21 protein-coding genes are annotated in these 20975 nt (G+C 61.1%); 6 read left to right on the top strand and 15 right to left on the bottom strand.

Annotation, left to right across the window (positions count from 1 at the left end; all coding sequences use genetic code 11):
• Positions 1–26 precede the first annotated feature (26 nt).
• Positions 27–353 (bottom strand): hypothetical protein, encoded by a 327-nt coding sequence (locus N6L27_RS00215; protein ID WP_271905030.1) that lies wholly within the window; start codon positions 351–353, stop codon positions 27–29.
• 528 nt (positions 354–881) lie between these two features.
• On the opposite strand from N6L27_RS00215, the gene N6L27_RS00210 reads away from it, so the two are divergent.
• On the top strand, positions 882–3056 hold the full coding sequence (locus tag N6L27_RS00210; protein WP_271905028.1) for a methyl-accepting chemotaxis protein: 2175 nt from the start codon (positions 882–884) through the stop codon (positions 3054–3056).
• A 96-nt stretch (positions 3057–3152) separates the two neighbouring features.
• On the opposite strand, the gene N6L27_RS00205 is transcribed toward N6L27_RS00210, so the two are convergent.
• Positions 3153–4982, bottom strand: coding sequence for an ABCB family ABC transporter ATP-binding protein/permease (locus N6L27_RS00205; protein WP_271905027.1), 1830 nt, complete (start codon positions 4980–4982; stop codon positions 3153–3155).
• Positions 4983–5078: 96 nt separating this feature from the next.
• Positions 5079–6752, bottom strand: a complete 1674-nt coding sequence (locus N6L27_RS00200; protein ID WP_271905026.1) for a LysM peptidoglycan-binding domain-containing protein — start codon at positions 6750–6752, stop codon at positions 5079–5081.
• A 124-nt stretch (positions 6753–6876) separates the two neighbouring features.
• Between N6L27_RS00200 and N6L27_RS00195 the strand changes: the two genes are divergently transcribed.
• Entirely contained in the window at positions 6877–7428 is a 552-nt protein-coding gene (locus N6L27_RS00195) for a TIGR00730 family Rossman fold protein (protein ID WP_271905025.1), read from the top strand.
• Here N6L27_RS00195 and rarD read toward each other — a convergent pair.
• The 9 genes from rarD to N6L27_RS00150 form a co-directional block, all read right to left on the bottom strand.
• On the bottom strand, positions 7365–8276 hold the full coding sequence (gene rarD / locus N6L27_RS00190) for an EamA family transporter RarD (protein ID WP_271905024.1): 912 nt from the start codon (positions 8274–8276) through the stop codon (positions 7365–7367). The genes N6L27_RS00195 and rarD overlap by 64 nt on opposite strands.
• Before the next feature lie 124 nt (positions 8277–8400).
• Positions 8401–9279 carry a metallophosphoesterase gene (locus N6L27_RS00185; protein ID WP_271905023.1) on the bottom strand — a complete coding sequence of 293 codons (879 nt, stop codon included), beginning with the start codon at positions 9277–9279 and terminating at the stop codon, positions 8401–8403.
• A 4-nt stretch (positions 9280–9283) separates the two neighbouring features.
• A complete protein-coding gene (locus N6L27_RS00180) occupies positions 9284–9883 on the bottom strand; it encodes a superoxide dismutase (protein WP_271905022.1) in 600 nt (199 codons plus the stop codon).
• Positions 9884–10094: 211 nt separating this feature from the next.
• Positions 10095–10583: a hypothetical protein gene (locus tag N6L27_RS00175; protein ID WP_271905021.1), complete on the bottom strand. Its 489-nt coding sequence runs from the start codon at positions 10581–10583 to the stop codon at positions 10095–10097.
• 12 nt (positions 10584–10595) lie between these two features.
• Complete coding sequence (locus tag N6L27_RS00170; protein WP_271905020.1) at positions 10596–11012, bottom strand: hypothetical protein; 417 nt, start codon at positions 11010–11012, stop codon at positions 10596–10598.
• Positions 11013–11141: 129 nt separating this feature from the next.
• The gene (locus N6L27_RS00165; RefSeq protein ID WP_271905019.1) at positions 11142–11576 is read right to left on the bottom strand and encodes a hypothetical protein; all 435 of its coding nucleotides are present in this window, start codon (positions 11574–11576) and stop codon (positions 11142–11144) included.
• Between the two features lie 186 nt (positions 11577–11762).
• Entirely contained in the window at positions 11763–12329 is a 567-nt protein-coding gene (locus tag N6L27_RS00160) for a sarcosine oxidase subunit gamma (protein ID WP_271905018.1), read from the bottom strand.
• Positions 12322–15354, bottom strand: a complete 3033-nt coding sequence (locus N6L27_RS00155) for a sarcosine oxidase subunit alpha family protein (protein ID WP_271905016.1) — start codon at positions 15352–15354, stop codon at positions 12322–12324. The genes N6L27_RS00160 and N6L27_RS00155 overlap by 8 nt, the downstream gene beginning before the upstream one ends.
• 49 nt (positions 15355–15403) lie before the next feature.
• Complete coding sequence (locus tag N6L27_RS00150; protein ID WP_019295426.1) at positions 15404–15745, bottom strand: sarcosine oxidase subunit delta; 342 nt, start codon at positions 15743–15745, stop codon at positions 15404–15406.
• 50 nt (positions 15746–15795) lie between these two features.
• Between N6L27_RS00150 and N6L27_RS00145 the strand changes: the two genes are divergently transcribed.
• Positions 15796–15987, top strand: a complete 192-nt coding sequence (locus tag N6L27_RS00145) for a hypothetical protein (RefSeq protein WP_271905015.1) — start codon at positions 15796–15798, stop codon at positions 15985–15987.
• 14 nt (positions 15988–16001) lie between these two features.
• Here N6L27_RS00145 and N6L27_RS00140 read toward each other — a convergent pair whose 3' ends face one another.
• Complete coding sequence (locus tag N6L27_RS00140) at positions 16002–17246, bottom strand: sarcosine oxidase subunit beta family protein (RefSeq protein WP_039182516.1); 1245 nt, start codon at positions 17244–17246, stop codon at positions 16002–16004.
• 188 nt (positions 17247–17434) lie between these two features.
• Here N6L27_RS00140 and ccmI point away from each other — a divergent pair, with 188 nt between their 5' ends.
• Genes ccmI through N6L27_RS00125 form a run of 3 tightly spaced genes read left to right on the top strand, consistent with a single transcriptional unit; the run spans position 17435 to position 19380 of the window.
• On the top strand, positions 17435–18673 hold the full coding sequence (ccmI, locus tag N6L27_RS00135) for a c-type cytochrome biogenesis protein CcmI (protein ID WP_271905014.1): 1239 nt from the start codon (positions 17435–17437) through the stop codon (positions 18671–18673).
• A complete protein-coding gene (gene ruvX / locus N6L27_RS00130; protein WP_271905013.1) occupies positions 18670–19143 on the top strand; it encodes a Holliday junction resolvase RuvX in 474 nt (157 codons plus the stop codon). Before ccmI ends, ruvX begins: the two co-directional genes overlap by 4 nt.
• Before the next feature lie 3 nt (positions 19144–19146).
• Positions 19147–19380: a DUF1289 domain-containing protein gene (locus N6L27_RS00125; protein WP_222503026.1), complete on the top strand. Its 234-nt coding sequence runs from the start codon at positions 19147–19149 to the stop codon at positions 19378–19380.
• 134 nt (positions 19381–19514) lie between these two features.
• Here the strand turns inward: N6L27_RS00125 and N6L27_RS00120 are convergent, their stop codons facing one another.
• On the bottom strand, positions 19515–20018 hold the full coding sequence (locus tag N6L27_RS00120) for a DinB family protein (RefSeq protein WP_271906221.1): 504 nt from the start codon (positions 20016–20018) through the stop codon (positions 19515–19517).
• A 157-nt stretch (positions 20019–20175) separates the two neighbouring features.
• Positions 20176–20973 carry a hypothetical protein gene (locus N6L27_RS00115; RefSeq protein WP_271905011.1) on the bottom strand — a complete coding sequence of 266 codons (798 nt, stop codon included), beginning with the start codon at positions 20971–20973 and terminating at the stop codon, positions 20176–20178.
• Positions 20974–20975 lie beyond the last annotated feature (2 nt).

Here is a 20975-nt window from a genome sequence, read left to right as displayed (position 1 = left end):
CCGCCGGTTCCGGCGCACAGCAAAGATCAGTCGGTGAAGGTGTATTCACCCAAATCGCACAGATCGAGGCCATAGTCCTCAGCCTCAGAGCCATCGGAGAAGCGTCCGCGGATGTCATAGACGCAGGTGGTTGCGCCATCCGCAATCTCCACATCGATCTCATAACCCGGGGCCAGGTAGCCGCCTTCCATCAGGTTGCCTTCCCAGTTGTCTGAAGACGCAGGCGATACATTGAACTCAACCAGATCGGCGCTGCTGTCATTCACCAGCAGAAACTCAAGATCTTCGGCGTAAGCGGGCGCTTGAAAGGCAAGCAGAGCAGCCGCGGAGGCTGCAAACAGTAGGGTCTTCATACACATGTCCTTGTATTCGGGCCGGCAGTCTCAATTGCCGCCACGGCCCTGAGTGCGCATAGCCTAAGGCCGCATGGGAGGCGGTCAATGGGAATCCTGTTTGAATGCTCCCCGTTTGAAGCCTCCGCCCTGGCGATCAACCCGCAACACCGGCTGTCTGATGCTGTTCATGAGAGGAGGAGCAGGAACGTCTGCTGCCTTCGGCGTCAAAATGAAAATATTTTAGTCATTCCCCAAACGTTACATGCTCAGCTCCAATATTATATACAAGCACTTGGTTTAATTATACTTTTCTCGCAATAAAGATCTCCAACCATCCGAAATCATACAGCGGATCCACATCAATAACGCAATTTGCGTCACCAGGTCTCCGACTTTGCCGCATCTGCCATAGCACCGCTGCGCCCAGTAGCGCCTCGTGCAATCCGTTGAATTGTATCATTCACACACCGTTATTCTTTACATGCATATGAACATTCCAAACGGGATTACTCCCGCATAGCGTGTTTCAATTTGAGGAAAAAGCCGATGTCACTACGCGCGCAGATTCTGGCGCTCATCGCGGTGCCCTTCATTGCCCTGGCCGCAATTGGCGGGTTCAAGGCAGCAGCCGACTGGGAGCGTTTCAGCAATGCACAGGTAACGCAGAGCGAAACCCAAAGCGCTGTGGCATTGATGGATGTAATTCACCACCTGCAGGTCGAACGCGGATTGTCGGCTGTTTTCCTGTCCTCCGGTGGCGCCTCCGCCATGCCGGAGCTGGAAGATGCCCGGTCATCGGTTGATGCTGCTTTGCAAAACGTGCCGGAGTCCGCAGCAACGGCCCTTCAGAACGTTTCAGAACTCACCGCATTGCGGCAAGCGGTCAGCAGCATGACGCTGGAACCTGGTCAGATGGGGGGCCGTTATTCCGCGATGATCGGATCGCTTTTGCAGGATGCCAGCGCCCTGTTGCTGCAGCAGAAGAATGCCCGCATCGCACAGCTTGGTGCCGGACTTGTCAGCCTTGCATACGCCAAGGAAGCCGCCGGGCAGCAGCGCGCAGCGGGCGCCGCCGGTTTCAACATGGGCAGTTTTAATCTGACACTTTACCGCTGGTTCACCCGGACCGGCGCGGTAGAAAACCAATTGCTGGACATTGCAGGCCTTTCCTTCGGTCAAAACCTGGCCGAATTGGATCTGCGTGCGGGGCTGGCGCCTTCGGGGCTGCCGGGCATACGTGATGAAGTTCTGGAGGCAGGACCGGGCGCGCCGGCACCCTCCTATGCCGCCAAGGACTGGTTCAGCCGGGCCACGCAATGGGTCAGCGCTCTTCGCGATGCAGAAATGTCCGCAACAGACGAAATGACCGCTATCTCCGCGGCGGAGGCAATCCAGGCCCGGCAAGCGCTGATCATAACCCTTGCAGCGGTCGTGATGACTCTGGTTGTCAGCGCCGCCATCGGGCTGCGCCTGATATCCGCTTTTACCCGCCAGTTCGGTGCCTTGCAGGCAGACCTGGACCGGCTCGCCCGCAAAGAATTCAATTTCGAACCCGCAAACCTGGGAGCGACGACCGAGATCGGCAAGCTCAGCCGTGCAATGGAGAAAACCCGGGCAGCCCTCTCAGAAGCAGACGAGAAGCTGGCCAAAATCGAGGCCAGCCGGATCGCCGACCGCGGTGCGGCTGTGGGCAAGCTGGATGACCACCTCTCCCGCCTGTCCCGCCGGGATCTGGACTGCACCATTGAGGAGGTCTTCCCGGAAGACTACGAGCAGCTGAGGCAAAGCTTCAACACCACTGTGGCAACCCTCAGGGAAACCATTGAACAGGTAATGGCAGCGGCCAGCAGCATCCATAACGGAGCGACTGAAATCAGCACCGCTTCCGACGATCTGTCGAGCCGCACGGAAAGCCAGGCTGCCACCCTTGAGGAAACAGCCGCCGCGCTGGAAGAGCTGACGGCATCGGTCAAATCCTCCGCAGATGGTGCCCGCGGGGTGGAACAGACGATGCAGGATGCCCGCGGCGAGGCTGAGGCCAGCGGTGAGGTTGTCCGCAATGCGGTGACGGCGATGAATGAGATTGAACAGTCTTCACTCAAGATTTCGCAAATCATCTCGGTGATCGACGATATTGCCTTTCAGACCAACCTGCTGGCCCTCAACGCCGGTGTCGAGGCTGCGCGGGCCGGTGAGGCCGGCAAGGGTTTCGCCGTGGTTGCCAGCGAGGTGCGGGCATTGGCGCAACGCTCTGCGGACGCGGCGACCGAGATCAAGGCCCTGATCGGCGACAGCTCCAAACATGTGAAGCAGGGCGTCGATCTGGTCGGTGAAACGGGCGAAGCACTGACCAGCATCGTGAACCGGGTCAATGACATCTCTCAACTGGTTTCCAGCATCGCTGAAGGCGCCGCGGAACAGTCGACCGGCCTCACTGAGATCAACACCGGTGTTGGCCAGCTGGATCAGGTCACCCAGCAGAACGCCGCTATGGTAGAGGAAGCGACAGCCGCCGGCCACATGCTGCACAGCGATGCGGGCAAGCTGGCAGAGCTGATGGCGCAGTTCAAAATCTCTGGCGCGGCCGGGGTCCCCGTAACCAGCAAACCCGCGGCAAGTGCTGCGCCGGAACTGCCGAGTGCACACGGCCCCGATTTGGATTTTGACGGCCCAGTACCGCTGCCAGCCAAGGCAGCCAATGGAGGATGGGAAGACTTCTAAACCGGGCTTCACCATCTGTGAAATTAACAAGGCCGGTTCTTTGAGCCGGCCTGTCCACCTGTGAAACCGCTGCTGTTCCCCCTGCGCCCAGGCCGGTCAGGCTGCGTCCTGGTCTGCCTGCTGCCGCTGCCACAGCCGGGCATAGCGGCCATCCTTGGCCAGAAGCTCCTCGTGGGTGCCGGTCTCAGCAATCTCCCCCTGTTCCAGCACCACAATCCGGTCGGCCTCGGCAATTGTGGACAGGCGGTGGGCGATGGTGATTACCGTGCGCCCCTGACCGGCACGTGCCAGCGCTTCCTTGATTTCCTGTTCAGTGTCGGTGTCCAGCGCCGAGGTCGCCTCGTCCAGCAAGAGCACCGGCGGGTTCTTCAAGAGTGTCCGGGCAATGCCGACCCGCTGCTTCTCACCGCCCGACAGTTTCAGTCCGCGCTCTCCCACCTGAGTTTCATAGCCCTCCGGCAGCGCCATGATGAAATCGTGGATCTGCGCATCCTGCGCCGCTTGCTCGACCTCCTGCTGGGTGGCACCGTCGCGGCCATAGGCGATATTGTAGCGGATGGTGTCGTTGAACAGCACCGTGTCCTGCGGCACCACACCGATGGCCTCATGCAGACTTTGCTGTGTCACGTCTCGCACGTCCTGGCCGTCGATCCTCAACGCTCCGCCTGTCACGTCATAGAAACGGAACAGCAGCCGCCCGATGGTCGATTTGCCAGACCCGGTTGAGCCGACTATGGCCACCGTCTGCCCCGGTTCTGCCTCCAGTGATATACCCTTCAGGATCTCCCGTCCGGCATCGTATGAGAACCGCACGTTTTCCAGCGTGATGCGCCCTCCGGTGACCTGCAGCGTCCCTGCATCGGGGCGGTCGCTCACATCGGCGGGTTGCTCCAGCAGGTCGAACATCTCTCCCATATCCACCAGGCTCTGGCGGATTTCGCGGTAGACAGTGCCAAGGAAGTTCAGCGGCACGGTGATCTGGATCATGTAGGCGTTGACCATGACAAAGTCGCCGACGGTCAGATTGCCCTGCTCCACCCCGATGGCTGCCATCACCATCACCCCGACCAGGCCCGCGGTGATCAGCACGCTTTGGCCGAAGTTCAGCGCCGCCAGTGAATACGCTGTCTTGAGCGCCGCCTGCGCATAGCCCCTCATGGCGCTGTCATAGCGTTCCGCCTCGCGCTTCTCGGCAACGAAGTACTTGACGGTTTCGAAGTTCAAGAGGCTGTCGATGGCCTTCTGATTGGCATCAGTGTCCTGCTTGTTCATCTCCCGGCGCAGCTTCACCCGCCATTCGGTGACGGCGAATGTGAACCAGACATAGAGGCCAATGGTGACAGCCACGACAACCAGATACCATGCGTCGAACAGAACTGTCAGGATAATGGCCACCAGCGTGAGTTCAAGGATCAGCGGCCCGATCGAGAACAGCATGAAACGCAGCAGGAACTCTACCCCCTTCACCCCGCGCTCGATGATCCGGCTGAGGCCACCGGTCTTGCGGGTAATATGATAGCGCATCGAGAGCCGGTGAATGTGGGTGAAGGTCTCTAGTGCCAGCCGCCGCAAGGCTCGCTGCCCCACTGGGGCAAAGACCGCATCACGCAGCTGCTGAAACCCGATGGTCAGGATCCGCGCCATGCCATAGGCCACCGTCAGGCCCACGGCCCCCAGTGCCAGCGGCGGAACACCCTCGCCCGCGAGGCTGTCGACAGCGCCCTTGTAAAGCATTGGTGTATAGACCGCGATCAGCTTTGCCAGAACCAGAACCGCCAGTGCCAGCATCACCCGGATCTTCACGGCACGGTTGCCTTCGGGCCAAAGATAAGGGCCCACCTTGCGCAGGGTGCGCAGGCCAGAGCGGCGTTCATCGTGGGCAATGTCGGCTTGCGGCGGCACTGCGGCCTGATCGGTCTGGGTCATGGCTGTTCCTGGCTAGACACCTCCAGATATTCACCTGTTCACGGTTTTGCGAGGGGTGCGCAGAAAAAACGCGCCGCAAGGGCGCGTTTTCCTTCGTCATTCGGGGATAGTGAAAACCTGCCCCGGGTAGATCAGATCCGGATTGCGGATTGCACCCTTGTTGGCCTCAAACAGCCGCACATACAGAAAACCGCTGCCGAATTTCTGTTGTGAGATGGCCCAAAGCGTATCGCCCTTCTGCACCGTCACCGCCCTGACCAGCGGCACAGGCTGCTGCGGATCCTCCTCAGGCTCAGGCTGCGGCAGCGCCTCCGGCGCTTCGCGCTTGAACGGAGTTTCCAGACGGCTCACCACCTTGCCGGTTGCGGCTTCGATTTCATCCAGGCGAAGGGTGTAGACACCTGGTGCCACATCCTCCAGCCGTCCGTTCCACTGCCCGTCTTCCGCAGCATTCAATTCCGCGACCGGCTGATTGTCCACATAGACACGCACGCGCGCCTTGGGGCGCGCCCTGCCCGTCAGCTCAACCCCGCCAGTGCCATTATAGCTGATAGCGTCCAACGCAACTTCCTTGCTGAGTTCAGCATCAGCCGGAACAGCAGGCTGCACCACCTCGATCCCGTCCTGGTCCGCGCGCAGAACTGCAACGGCCTGATCTTGGGGCTGCGCTGCTTCGGGCTCTGGAGCGGTTTCCGGACGGCTCTGTGAAGCTTCGACGGCTTCGGTTCCAGTGATGTGCTGTCCGTCCACCGCAGCAATTACAGACTCCTCAGAACCTGTCGCCTGTGTCACGGCTTCGGAGGTACTGCCTGCCTGCACGGTTTCTTGTGCAGTGCCGGTTGCTCCCGCTTGATCTGCCGCTTGCCCGCCTTCCTCTGGCGCTACCGCTGGCGCATCCTGCTCCAGCGCAGCAACTTGCGCTTCACCCTGCACCTCGTTCTCCTCTGAAGGAAGGGCTGCCACAGGGCTGACCGGAGCCAGGATGAAGCTTGCGCCTGAGGCCGCTTGTTCCCCTTCATGTTCGGCGCGCAGCGACACAACCTGTGCCGCTCCGCTTGGCGCTATGGTCGCAAGAGAAACAAATTCGCCACCGGCGGGCACCTCAAGCTGATCCAGAACTTCACCATCCAGCAGCACCGACACTTGAACACCTTCTTGCGCCCGCCCGGCAATCACCGCGGCGCCGTCGCTGTCCACCCGCACCAGATCCAGCTCCGGGGCCTGAAGGACAAATACCTCTTCCTTCAAAGGCTCTGTTTCCGGTTCTTGTACCAGCTCGGGGGCAACGGCGGTTTCAGCAGGCTCAGACAGGGAAGCCTGCTCTGAGATCTGACCGGTTTCTTCCGGCGCCTCCCCTTCAGCGGTCTCTGCAACCTCTCTGCCTTCAACGGCAGTTTCCGTTTCATTCCCTTCTGTTACAGCGCCGGCCTGATCTTGCATCTGCGGTTGCTGATTTGTGCTGGTCTCCGCGGCGTCTTCCAGCAACTGGCCAGCCTCAACCGTATCCACCGCTTCAACCTGATTGCCGGCGGCGTCCTGTACAGCACGGTTCTGCAGGGGCTGGCCGGATGCATCACCGTCACCGGAGAACTCACCATCGCCATTCGATGCCTGCCCGGCTGTCTGTTCGCTCACGGCCCCGCCATCAGGTGCTACTGAGCCAAACATGCCCAGCTGATACAGCACGACGCCGCCCACAACCACGACCGCCCCGGCAATACCGCCAAGTGTGAGGGCCCCCAGACCCCCGCTTCCAGATGCATCCGCCATGTCTTTCCCTTCGGCAATTGCGGAATGTGACCTTCCGCTTAGTTGAGGAAATCTAGCAACCCCGCTATCACGGGTCAAAACACCAATTGGTTTTCACCTTGATATTCCACGGAAAGGCTGGCCGATGAGCATCAAATCCGTCTGCGTCTACTGCGGATCCCGCGCGGGGCTGCTGCCTGACTATGCCGAAGCCGCCCGCGCATTCGGCACCGCACTGGCGGAAAACGGCATGCGGCTGGTCTATGGCGCCGGCGATGTCGGCCTGATGGGCGAGGTTGCCCGCGCGGCACAGCAGGCCGGCGGAGAGACCTTCGGCGTGATCCCCGGCCACCTGGAACGGCGCGAGGTCGGTAAGACCGACCTCACAACCTATGTGGTGACCGAGACCATGCATGAGCGCAAGAAGGTGATGCTGTGGAACGCCGACGCGGTGGTTGTGCTGCCCGGCGGCGCCGGATCACTGGACGAGCTGTTCGAGGCCCTCACGTGGCGTCAGCTGGGCCTGCACTCCAAACCGATCGTGATCCTGAACACCGGCGGCTACTGGGACAAGCTGCGCGACCTGCTGGACCAGGTGGTAAGCCAGGGTTTTGCCAGCCAGGAAACCGCGGATTACCTGATCTGGGCCGACACGCCTGTGGCCGCCATCGCCGCCCTGCGCGATGCCCGCTCCTGACGCAGCGCCGAGACCGAAAACACCGCAACAGCGCTCCAGATCAGCGCAAAAGCGGTTCCGTGCCAGGGTGTGAAAGGTTCGGCAAAGACTAGCACCGCAACCAGGAACTGCAGCGTCGGGTTCAAGTATTGCAGCACACCCACGGTGCCCAGCCGCACCCTGCGGGCGGCGTAGGCGAACAGGATCAGCGGAAGCCCGGTCAGGATGCCGGAAAACATCAGCATCATTGCATCACCAGCGCCGCCCAGGAAACCAGCGCCGCCGGTCATCCAAATGATTGTCAGCGCAACCGGCAACAGCAGCGCAACTTCGGCCGTGACGGAAACCACCGGCCCCAGCGGCAATTGTTTCTTTACAACACCGTAAAGCGTGAAACTGAAGCTCAACGCCAGAGGAATCCAGGGCGCGGCCCCCAGCCCGAACGACAGCACGGCGACCGCAAGGCCTGCCAGGCATACCGCCACCCCTTGCGCCGGTGCCAGCCGCTCGCCGAAGGCGAGCCAACCCAGCAGCACGCTCAGCAGCGGAAAGACGTAATAGCCAAGGCTTGCCTCAGTCGCATAGCCCAGCTGCACAGCCGAGATGAAGATGAACCAGTTAAGCGAAATCATCGCCGAGGCAAACGCCAGTAAGAGCGCGCTGCGGCGGGTGGACAGCGCCGCCGCCAGCTCGGCGATGCGGCCCTGGCACAGCAGCACGATGGCAAAAAACACAAAGGACCACAGCGCCCGGTGCGACAGAACCTGCTCCGGCGGCACATGCGACAGCGCCTTGTAATAGATGCCCGAAAGCCCCCAAACGGTACAGGAGGCAATCATAGCCAGAATACCTTTGCCTGCCTCGGTCATTGCCCCTCATCTGCTTCAGCCGGGTGCGTATACCGCACGGGGCTTTTCCCAAAACACGAAACGCCCGTTTTAAAGCCGGGCGCAGGCAATCCGTATCCTGCCTTCCCCCGCAGCTGCAAGCCTTTCAAGAGGATACTTCAATAACCGTAACTTCCGGCACAGATCCAAAGCGCACCGGCAGAATCGAACAGCCGATCCCCCCGGAGACAACCAGATCACGACCCTGTTCCCGAACGCGGCCGTAGGCGTAGCGGTTGCCGAATCTTGACGGCACCACCGGCGACCAGCCGAACAGCCGGACCTGGCCGCCATGGGTATGTCCGGACAGCGTCAGGGCTACGCGCGCGGGCACCTTTGGAAAAATGTCCGGCTCATGTGCCATCAGCACCACTGGCGCACCGTCCGTGACCTGCGCCAGCGTGCCCGGCAGGTCATCAAGACCGTTCCAGCGGCCGTTGCGGCGGATTGCGAGCTGATCTTCCAGCCCGGCGAGCCAAATGCCCGCCTCGTCGAGCCGCAGTGCCTGATTGGACAGCACGCTGATGCCCGCAGTTTCAAGTGCCTTGGCATAGAGGTTCGGACCTCCACCCCGTTTCTGCGCAGCAAGATCATCCCACCAGTCATGGTTGCCCAGAACAGCAAAAACCCCGTGCCTGGCCCGGCATTCCGCGAGTATTGGCGCCACTTCCGCGATCTTCACCGGTTTGGTAACGAACCTGTGCCCCGCCGCATAGTCCCCCAGCAGCAGCACCAGATCTGCATTGACCGCATTCACCCTCCGGACAACCTGCCGGACACGGCGCTCACCCACCCAGGGCTCGCCAGCATGAAGATCCGCTATCACTGCAATGCGCAGCGGCGGTGCAGTCCAGTCCTCCCTCCGGATCTTCCACCTCCTGACACGCAGCCGCAGCGCAGGCTCAATGAAAAACCCGTAGAGAGCAGTAAAAAGGCCTGCCAGCGTCACCGCCAGCAGGCCCCGGAGAAAGCTCCTCCGCGTCATGCGATCACATGCGCGAGGCGACGTTTTCCCAGTTCACTAGGTTGTCGAGGAAGTTCGACAGGTAAGCCGGACGCTTGTTGCGGAAGTCGATGTAGTAGGAGTGCTCCCACACGTCGCAGCCCAGCAGCGCGGTCTGGTTGAAGCACAGCGGGTTGACGCCGTTTTCGGTCTTGGTCACCGCCAGCGAGCCGTCGGCGTTCTTGACCAGCCACGCCCAGCCGGAGCCGAACTGGCCTGCGCCCGCAGCGGAGAACTGCGACTTGAACTCATCGACCGAGCCAAAGGATTCAACCAGTGCTTTTTCCAGTTCGCCCGGCATTTTGCTTTCGCCCGGACCCATCATTTCCCAGAACTGGTTGTGGTTCCACAGTTGCGAAATATTGTTGAAGATGCCGTTTTGGGCAACGGCACCGGCGTCGTAGGTGCCGGCAATGATCTCTTCCAGCGACTTGCCGTCCCATTCGGTGCCGGCAATCAGCTTGTTGCCGTTGTCGACATAGGCCTTGTGGTGCAGGTCATGGTGGTATTCCAGGGTTTCCGCCGACATGCCTTTGGCAGCCAGAGCGTCGTGTGCATAAGGAAGATCGGGAAGTTCAAAAGCCATTTGGGCCCCCTGTGAAATATGTTTGCGTTCCTGCGCAGATACATGCGGTGCGGGCGCTATCAGGTCAAGAGCTTAGGGGTAGATTCCCCGCAAGGTCTATGTGCATTTCTGGTAACAACGAATGGACATATGCCGGCTGCCGGAGCCCGGCCTCTGACGGCCGATGGCTTCTTCAAATTCGCTTCCAGCAGCCTGATCGACCCGCATCTGCCTAGGATTTTTTGCAACTCATAATGCCGCCAATCCTGGACCTGTATCCCGCTGCCACGGTGGCCCGCATCCTGCCGGTGAGTTTCTCCGGATCGAATTCAACCCGGTAGCCAACCGGTGTCGGAATATCCAGGGTCGTCGGCAGGCTCGAACGCCACTTAAACTTAACCAGCCCGTTTTTGAGCTGCCTGACTTCAGCTTGCGCTGCGCCTTCTGCGGATGCCTCAACTATGTAGTTCTCCACTTTCACCCTTTTCCAGCCGTCTGAAAATTCAAATGAAGTGGTATCCGGTATCCATCCGCCGCCTCCTTCAGAAGAGGGTTTTCCGCCTCCGTAAGGCACGATCTTACAATAGTATGCTGAGGCCGGCGAAGTGTCAGCGCGTGCCATTTCAGCAGAGAAAAACGCGGCGGAACTTGCAAGCACGCAAATTGTCTTTTTCACTTTTGAGATATCCTTCAATTTCCAGCCTTCAGCCGGAGTGGCCATTGGTCACGGGCATTAACCCGTCTTGACCTTGCACTTGCCCCGGCCGCGCGACAGGTTTTCAAAACCGGCAAATGTTGCTCTCACGGAAAGCGTGTTTTTCTTTTTGTCCAGAACAGCAGAAAAATGCCCAACGGTCGTGCTGACCCGGTTCCGCAGCGGGATTTCATCCACTCGCCACGACAAATCATAGGCGTGCGCATTCCGCGGACTGATCTTGGCCGGGACCGGTTCACCCTCAGCTTCGTGAATAAAGGCGTCATAGACCATTGCGCCGGCGCCGTTTTCGTCAAGCAGCACGATAACACGCGGGGCAACGCCACCGTCGTTGGTGGCAGGCTTAACTTCACAGTCATAGACAGTTTCGGCAAAAGCCATCTGGCCGGAAATGCTAATGGCGGCTGTAATCGCGTATAGGGCTAAACGTTTCATAGTCTATTTCTCCGAATTCTTCCCGCTGCTGATTGCAACAGGAACGAAGAGTCGCAAGCGTTATCCTGCGTTAGAAAAAATCTTCGAAAATAGCGCAATGTCAGCGCACTGCTCAATGCGGCCTGTTGATCAGCCTTCACTCTGCGCCAGCAGAGACAAGCTTTGATCCACTTGGCAGTGGCCGCTGCCGCGCGGCAGTACACCGTCCTTGTCTTTCCTTACTGCCTGAATGCTCATCTTCAGGTTTGAGGTATTCAGAACAGCCCGGAAGCGCGGGCCCGGCAGCCCCGCATTTGCGGCTACGGCCAGCTTCGGCAATGCCCAGTTCAACGCAAAAGAGGTTTCACTATGGCGCTCAATCCTGGCTGTGACCGGCACGCCAAAAGCCAGATCTTTAATCTCGGCCGTTTTGAAATCATCGGAGAAATGAAAGCTCACCTCGCGGGGAATCCACGCATTTCCCGATATAGGCTTCAAGCTGCACTGGAAACGCGGCCCTGCGATGACACCAGCCCCGGCAAGCGTGAAGACCAGTATTAAGACACTGCATTTCAGCGGAACCATGGGGCGCTCCCAGCAACATCGTCACGCACCGTCCCCCTCTCGGAAACGGCCTTAATTCAACCGTTTGCAATACCTGCAACAGACACCATCCTGGATCTGCCACCACAAAAAACGGTGCCCTGGAAGGTCTCCAGGGCACCGTAAATGACGCGCAAAGGCGTCACAAGCAGAAAGCGAGTGAGAATTTTAGTAAACACCCACTTTACTTTGAGGATGCGCCCCTGCGCTCAGCAGTTTGAACACATATTCACCAACCGAGCGGAAGCAGACGATGTAGAAGCTGCCGTCTTCGTTCAACCAGAAGGCGCCAGCCACCTGTGCCAGGCGCGAGCGGCGGAACTGGCCCGGTTTGAAGGCCGCGGCATCAAAGTCCACCGGGCTCACCTTGCCCAGTACCTCGCGCGCGCCCTCGCCCGACAGCCGGAAGAAGGCCCGGGCGTCGGAGACGTTCACTGCCAGCGCATGCTCGCCCTTCAGCGCCTCGGCCACCTCCGCGGTCTTGGCGACAGCGTCCTCATAAGGCACCAGCAGCAGCAGCTCGTCCGGAGACATCCACGCAGCGGCGCCGTTTTCGGCAACCGAGATGGAACCCTGTGCCGGAACCCCGGCGCCGGTGGCGGCTTTTACAGCCGCCTTCAGCGCTTTGGACCCCAGATCGCCGCGCAGGGTGATCATGCCCTGCAGACCGGCATCCTCGACGGTGGCTAGACCCGAGAAACGGGCGCCGTTCAGTACGGAAACAGCCTTAGACATTCTGCTTCTCTCCATCCTTATCGTAGAAGACCGGATCAACGATCTTGGCTTTGTAGGTCTTGCCGTCAGTGCCCGGGAACTCGATCACTTCGCCCATGCGCTTGGGACCGTGCTTGACCAGGCCCATTGCGATTCCGCGGCCCAGGGTCGCGGAGTGGTAGGTCGAGGTCACCCGGCCGATCATGTTGCGCTGACCGTTGGCGTTGACGCCTTCACCCAGTGCATAGGCGCCGTCGGGCAGCACCGAACCGTCGACGGTTTCCAGGCCAACCAGCTGCCAGCGCTCCGGATCAACCATGTGCGAACGCTGCTGCGCGCGTTTGCCCAGATAGTCTTCCTTCTTCTTCGACAGTGCCCAGTGCAGCCCCAGATCCTGCGGGATCACGGTGCCATCGGTTTCATCACCGATCATGATGAAGCCCTTCTCGGCCCGCAGGATGTGCAGGGTCTCGGTGCCGTAAGGCATGACGCCGAATTCCTTGCCTGCCTCCATCAGCGCATCCCAGAATGCCTGACCTTCTGAGGCCGCAACCGCGATCTCGTAGGACAGCTCGCCCGAGAAGGAGATCCGGTAAGCCCGGGCGTCGAATTCGCCGATCTTGCCGTCGCGCCATTCCATGAACGGCAGCGCCTCTTTCGAGACATCCATGCCGCCGCCAGCTGCCGCGTTCAGCTTCTCCAGCACCTTGCGGGCGTTGGGGCCGACAACGGCGATCTGGGCGTACTGCTCGGTCACGTTGGCGACATAGACCTTCATGTCCCACCATTCGGTCTGCAGCCACTCTTCCATCCAACCGTGGATGCGCTCGGCGCCGCCGGTGGTGGTGTGGCACAGGAAGGTGTCCTCGTCGATGCGCGCAACCACGCCGTCGTCCATCAGGAAGCCGTTCTCTGTGCACATCAGGCCATAGCGGCATTTGCCGACCTTCAGCGTGGACATCATGTTGGTGTACATCATGTCCAGGAACTTGCCGGCATCGGGGCCTTTGACCACCAGCTTGCCCAGGGTCGAGGCGTCCAGCAGGCCCAGGTTCTCGCGGGTGTTCTTCACCTCGCGGTTCACCGCGGCATGACGGTCCTCGCCCGGTTTGGTGATGGCAAACGGGCGGCGCCACTGGCCAACCGGTTCCCAATCCGCGCCGTTCTTGTCCAGCCAGTCGGCAATCGGTGTCTTGCGCACCGGCTGGAAGATCTCGGCCCGTGCCTCACCTGCAATCGCGCCCAGCGAGATCGGGTGGTACGGCGGACGGAAGGTTGTGGTGCCCACCTGCGGGATTTCCGAGTTCAGGCTGTCGGCCAGAATGGCCAGGCCGTTGATGTTCGAAAGCTTGCCCTGGTCGGTGGCCATACCCAGCGTGGTGTAACGCTTGGTGTGCTCGACGCTTTCGTAGCCTTCGCGGGCAGCCAGCTGCACGTCCGACACTTTGACGTCGTTCTGATAGTCCAGCCAGGACTTCATGCGCAGCTTGATGTCGGCTTTGGCAGGCATCAGCCAGACCGCTTCCATCTGCGCTTCCGCCTCGGACTCGCCCTTGGCAGCCGCAACGGATTTCGCCGGGAAGCCAGCCGCTTCGGCTGCTTTCACACCAGCAGCAGCTGCGTCTTCCAGCAGCGCACCCAAGCCGAACTCACCGTTTGCGGCACCTGCCGGAACCACAAAGCCTTGGCCATTGTCGCCCAGCGGCGGACGGGAGGCATCGGGGCGGAAGTTGGCGTTCACCTCGTCCCAGATCAGCTTGCCGCCGCAGTGGGACCACAGGTGGACCACCGGCGACCAGCCGCCGGACATGGCAACCGCGTCAGCCTGCACGGTCTCGCGCGCGCCGCCTTCACCGTTCTGGGCGCAGATGGCAACCTCGGTCACGCATTTGCCGTCCTTCACCTTGGCGATGGCCCGGCCCAGTTCGACCCGGATACCCTTTTCGCGGACCGCTTCCATCAGCGCGCCGCCGCCGGTTTCGCGTGTGTCGACCACGCGGACCACTTCGACGCCTGCATCATGCAGCACCAGAGCGGTACGGTAGGCGTCGTCGTTGTTGGTGGCAACCACGACCTTCTGGCCCGGGTTGATGCCCCAGTTCACCACATAGTCGCGCATCGAGGCCGCCAGCATCACGCCGGGAACATCGTTGCCGGCAAAAGACAGCGGACGTTCGATGGCACCGGTTGCGGTGACGATCTGGGAGGCACGGATCCGCCACAGACGGTGGCGCGGTCCGCCCTGGCCCGGTGCGTGGTCGGTCAGGCGCTCATAGCCCAGGGCATAGCCGTGGTCATAAACACCGGAGCCCATGCAGCGGTCGCGCAGGGTGACGTTGTCCATACCGCGCAGCTCGGCCAGGGTCTTTTCGATCCAGGCCTCGGGCGCTTCACCGTCGATGGTGCCGCCGTCGACCGGTGCGCGGCCGCCCCAGAAGTTGTTCTGCTCCAGCACCAGAACCTTGGCACCCGATGCAGCAGCCGCCTTGGCTGCCTGCAGGCCGGCAACACCGCCGCCGATGACAAGCACATCTGCAAAGAAGTAGAAATGCTCGTAGGTGTCGGCGTCCTTCAGTTCCTTGTCGGGAGCTGCGCCCAGACCTGCGGACTTCCGGATGATCGGCTCATACACGTGTTTCCACAGCGGACGCGGGTGGATGAACATCTTGTAGTAGAAGCCGGCGGTCAGGAAACGCGACAGCTTGTTGTTCACCGCCAGAACGTCGAACTCCAGGCTCGGCCAGTGGTTCTGCGACTGCGCGGTCAGGCCCGAGAACAGCTCGGTGGTGGTGGCGCGCTGGTTCGGCTCGTAACGGTCGCCCACACCCAGCTGCATCAGCGCATTGGGCTCTTCCGAACCCGATGCCACGACGCCGCGCGGGCGGTGGTATTTGAACGAGCGGCCCATCATCACCTGGCCGTTGGCCAGCAGAGCGGACGCCAGGGTATCGCCGGCAAAACCCTGCATGGATTTGCCGTTGAAGGTGAAGGCGATCTGTTTGGAGCGGTCGATCAGCCGGCCGTGTTTGGCAAGACGCGTGCTCATGGGCGCAGACCTTTCAAAAGAAAAGCGGGTGTTTCAATCAGGCGGCGGTTCATTTCTTGCCGTCCGCAAATTCGCGCCAGGTCCAGCCCGGGCGTTTGGCAGCGATCTTGTCCAGGATCTCCTGCGTCGGCACAGAGGTCTGTGCAGTGTAGGTGCCAAAGACCTCCAGCGTCATGGTGCAGCGGGCGGCGTGGAACCACTTGCCGCAGCCGTTGGCATGGCGCCAGCGTTCAAAGTGAACGCCTTTGGGGTTTTCGCGCATGAACAGGTAGTCATGGAACTCATCATCCGAGGAGCCGGGGCCATAGCGCTTCAGATGCGCTTCGCCGCCCGCGGCCAGTTCGGTTTCTTCGGCTTTGACGCCGCAGTATGGGCATTCAAGGATCAGCATGCTGCCACTCCCCTCTTGAAAATTGCAGACCGCACGCCCAGGTTGAGGGCATGGAGATAGCGATTACAGTTCTCGGTTTTCTTTTGCTTTTCGGCGCTCTGGCATTGTTCATCTTCCGCTCCGAAATCCGGAAGGAGGACAACCCGCCACCCCGCCGCAGCGGCCATGACACGGCCTACGGCAAGAACGGCGAAACCACCCATCCCCACATGAAGTTTGGAAGCGGCAGCAGCCTGGATTGAGCGCAGCGCGTTCATTAGTGGGCCACGCCCGCGGCGACGCTCTCGTCGATGAACTTGCCTTCTTTGAAGCGGTTGATCGAGAACTCCTCGGTCAGCGGCGAATGACCTGTGGCCATCAGCTCTGCCATCGCCCAGCCCGAACCCGGGATGGATTTAAAGCCGCCGGTGCCCCAGCCGCAGTTGATGAAGCAGTTCTGGACCGGGGTCTTGGAGATGATCGGCGAACGGTCGCCGGTCACGTCCACGATGCCGCCCCACTGGCGCAGCATCTTCAAGCGGCTGACCATCGGGAAGGTTTCGACCAGGGCGCGCACGGTTTCCTCGATGTGGTGGAACGAACCGCGCTGGGTGTAGTTGTTGAACCCGTCGGTGCCGCCGCCAATGACCATCTCGCCCTTGTCGGACTGGGACATGTAGCCGTGCACGGTGTTGGCCATCACAACCACATCCATGCAGGGTTTGATCGGCTCGGACACCATCGCCTGCAGGGCAACGGATTCCATCGGCAGACGGAAGCCCGCCATTTCCGACAGCACTGAGGCGTTGCCGGCAACGATCATGCCGATCTTGTCGCAATCGATCGGGCCTTTGGTGGTGTCGACACCCACGGTGCGGCCGTTCTCGGTGCGCACACCGGTAACTTCGCACTTCTGGATGATGTCCATGCCCATGTCGGAGCAGGCACGCGCATAGCCCCAGGCCACGGCGTCGTGACGGGCGGTGCCGCCGCGTTCCTGATAGAGGCCGCCCAGCACGGGGTAACGCGGGCCGTGCAGGTTGATGATCGGCACGATCTCCTTGACGCGCTCCGGGCTGATCCATTCGGTCTGCACACCCTGCTGCTGGTTGGCATGCGCGGTGCGCTTGTAGCCGCGGATCTCATGCTCGGTCTGGGCCAGCATGATCACACCGCGCGGGCTGAACATCACGTTGTAGTTCAGGTCCTGCGACATGGTCTCATACAGGCTGCGCGCCTTTTCATAGATCGCAGCCGAGGGATCCTGCAGGTAGTTCGAGCGGATGATGGTGGTGTTCCGGCCCGTATTGCCGCCACCCAGCCAGCCTTTCTCGATAATTGCGACATTGGTAATGCCGAAGTTTTTACCCAGGTAGTAGGCAGTGGCGAGGCCATGCCCGCCCGCACCCACGATGACGACATCGTAGTGGCGTTTGGGTTCCGGCGAGCGCCAGGCGCGCTCCCATCCGGTGTGATAGCGCAGGGCTTCCCGCGCAACAGCAAAGACTGAATAGCGTTTCATGAGCGAATCCGATGGTTCGTGTCTGATAGCGGGTATGCCCGAAACGCATGGCTGACCAGTGCCGTTTATCGCCCTGTTTCTGCGTTATTGCGACATATCGAAAGGACGCATTGCAGCATCCCGCGGCAGATTGGCCCTTTTGTTCGCCCCGCCCCGCATATAGATGAAAACCAAACTTCGGAGACGGCATGATTTTCTGGACAGTCACCGCCCTAATCGCCTTTGCAGCCGCGCTGCTGCTGGCAATGATCATTATTCGCGCCCGTGAGCAAGGCGAACCTGCCGCGGCCTACGACCTGCGTGTCTACCGCCAGCAATTGCGCGAAGTGGACAAGGATCTGGCCCGCGGCGTCATTGCCGAAGCCGACGCAGAGCGCATCCGAACCGAGATCTCGCGCCGCATTCTGACCGCTGACGCGCAATTGCAAAAGCGCAAATCCGGCCCCGCCCAGCCCCGTGCCCTGTCACTGGGCTTTGCCATTGCCACCGCGCTGCTGATCACCGGCGGCACCCTGGGCCTGTACTGGCAGCTGGGCGCCCCGGGTTATGGCGATCTGGGCCTGCAGGACCGTATCCGCCTGGCAGGCGAGCGCGCTGAAAACCGCCCCTCGCAGGCTGAGGCCGAGGCCGACGTTCCGGCGATCCAGCGGCCCGAGGTGGAAGAGGGCTATCTCCAGCTTGTCGAACAGCTGCGCCAAACCGCCGGCGAGCGCAAAGATGATGCCCGCGGCCAGGCCCTGCTGGCCCAGCACGAGGCCAACCTCGGCAACTTCAAGGCCGCCTATCAGGCCAAGACCAACTATATCCGTCTGGCCGAGGGCAAAGTGAACGCCCGCGACTTCACCGAATTGGCCGAACTCAAGATCATGGCGGCCGGCGGCTACGTGTCACCAGAGGCACAGACCGACCTGCAAAAAGCCCGCGCCATTGATCCTAGCCACGGGCCTGCCCGCTACTACTGGGGCCTGATGCTGGGCCAGATCGGCCGCCCGGACCTGGCATACCGCGAATGGGCCGCAACCCTGCGCGACGGCCCAGCGGATGCCCTGTGGGTCAAGGGCATTCAGGGCCAGATCGAGGAAATGGCCTTCCGCGCTGGTGTAGAATACCGCCCGATCACCCCCGGCGGCGGCACCGCCCCCGCCCTGCCCGGCCCCAGTGCGGAGGAGATGTCCTCTGCCAGCGAACTGACCCCCGAAGAACAGCAGGAAATGATCCGCGGCATGGTCACCCGCCTGTCCGACCGGCTGGCAACCGAAGGCGGCAGCGCCGAGGAATGGGCCCGCCTGATCGGTGCCCTGTCGGTTCTGGGCGAAACCGACCGTGCCCGCACCGTCTATGACGAGGCCCGCGGCGCCTTTGAGGCGGACGCCGAAGCGCTGGCACTGCTGGAAACCATCGCCGCACAGGCAGGACTGACAGAATGATTCACGACGCCTTTGAAGATTTTGCCGCCGCCCTGCCGCCGATGAACGCGCTGATGGGGCTGGACCTTGGCACCAAGACCATCGGTGTTGCCGTCTCGGACCGCATCGGCGCCGTGGCAACGCCACTGGAAACCGTGAAGCGCAAGAAGTTCTCGCTCGATGCCGCGCGCCTGCTGGAAATCATCCAAGCCCGCGACATCAGCGGCATCCTGCTGGGCCTGCCCCGCAACATGGACGGCTCAGAAGGCCCCCGCTGCCAGTCCACCCGCGCCTTTGCCCGCAATCTGGGCCAGCTCACCAATCTGCCGATCAGCTTCTGGGACGAGCGCCTCAGCACCGTGGCGGCAGAAAAAGCGCTTCTTGAAGCAGATACGACACGCAAACGCCGCGCAGAGGTTATCGACCACGTCGCGGCCTCCTATATCTTGCAAGGCGCATTGGACCGGATGCGGCATTTGACGAACGGGTGAGAGATGACTGACGACGTTTGGAAACGGGACGAGATCCAATCCCCCTGCATCAAGATTTGCGTCGTCCACCCCGAGGCCCGCATCTGCACCGGCTGCTACCGCTCTATCGACGAGATCCGCGACTGGTCCAAGATGACCAATGAAGAGCGCGCCGGTATCATGAACGACCTGCCCGCCCGCGCCAGCAAACTGGTCAAGCGCCGCGGCGGCCGCGGCGCGAGGCTAAAGCGCGGTTAACGCGGCGCGCAGTGAGGTAACCGCTTGTCAATCATGCGGAATAAGCACTGACCCAATGTTTCGCGCGCGAAACATTTAGGCAGTAATGCTGACCTACCCTACTAGGCCGTGAGTTATCCGGTGCTGCAACGGCATCAAGTGCCCGGCGCTTTCATTTCCTGCAGATAGACAGGTAGATCACAAGCCGGACCGTCATGTCCCATCTGCCCCAGGATTTCATCCGCAAAGCCCCGATAATAGCTGGTATGATTGACCAAGTGCATAACAATCTCCAGCCGGGTCATATGCCCCTGGCTGCCGTCCAGAAACCTGAAGTCGATTCCTTCATGCAGCGCTTCCGGCGTCAGCGCATCTGCCTCAGCTATCCACCACCTATCCATCTCGCGCACCTGATCCCGGAACGGCACCAGCGCAGGAACATTGCCGCTGCGCCGGGAGGAATAACCATGCGGCACCCCCTGCCAATGAAAGCGGAAAATGTCGTCAACGATGTAATTGTGCTGCAGTGTCTGGATGATAGAACCGAAAAACGTGCTGTGCGGTTGCTCTGCAGTGCCCTCTGGCAAGGTTTCCAGAAATTCCAATGTCCGGTTGTTTGCCCAAGCCTTGTAGCGCATCAGCCGCTGGGCCGTATTCATAGAGCTGTTCCAGGTCATTTCTTTCATGCGCACAACTCCGCAGGTGGTATTTTCGACTCAGAGCATGCGGCTTTGGAACGACTCAGAAAACCGGCATCTCGACACAAAGTAGAATCTTCACGGCAAGCAGCGGCTGTATCTCTGTTACCCAGAAAGCCTACCCTTCCGCCAGCCACCCCGTGGTCCAATCCGCCAGCTCCGGGCGGAAATAGGCGATCATGCGGCCCTCTTCCGGCGTGCTTGCCCCCTCGCCCCAGGGCGCAACCCCGTGCAGACACAGACGGTGCATCAGGTAGCTTTCGCCGGGCTTGGCGTGCACCGTGATCCGCGGACAGGTCTCAAACACTTCGGCGCGGGCTGCCGTGTAGGCATCGGTCACATCCACATCCGCCCAGTCCTCAGGCGATACCCCCTCAAACGCAGCTGCAAAGGCGCGGCGCATGATCCTGTGGCTGCCCTCCCAGATCACCAAGGGCGAAGCATCGGGGCTGCTTTCATTCAGCGGAATGCCCAGCACCCAGGCATGCGGCTCCTCCACCTTGCGGCGGCGGTGCTCACCGTACATTTTGACCCCGTCCACATGCGCGGCATCGCGTTTGACGCGGTAGCGGAAGGCGGCCTCGCCCTCGCCGGGGCGCGGCCGAGGATAGCCGGGAAAGACCGAGGACACCTGTGCCCGGTGCAAGTCCGGAATGGGGCCGACGTTCTGAGTTATGAACTCCACCGGCGCGCCAGCCAGCGGCGGCCCATCCGGCAACCGCCCGGTGGCATCATTCGGCAAGGCATCAACGCCGATGAACCAGGTCCGCTCGCATTGGAACCATTCGGCACAGGCCGGGTCGTCCAGCGCCCGCACCCCATGCTGCAGTGCATCCGCCGCCCAGGCCGATACCTGCAAATCATCGGCAAAACGCACCCAGCCCTTCTCCTGGAACTGTTCAAACTGCTCATTCATGC

Source organism: Leisingera sp. SS27 (genome assembly GCF_028368855.1).
GTDB lineage: Bacteria > Pseudomonadota > Alphaproteobacteria > Rhodobacterales > Rhodobacteraceae > Leisingera.
This window is presented reverse-complemented; position numbering and strand designations above follow the sequence as displayed.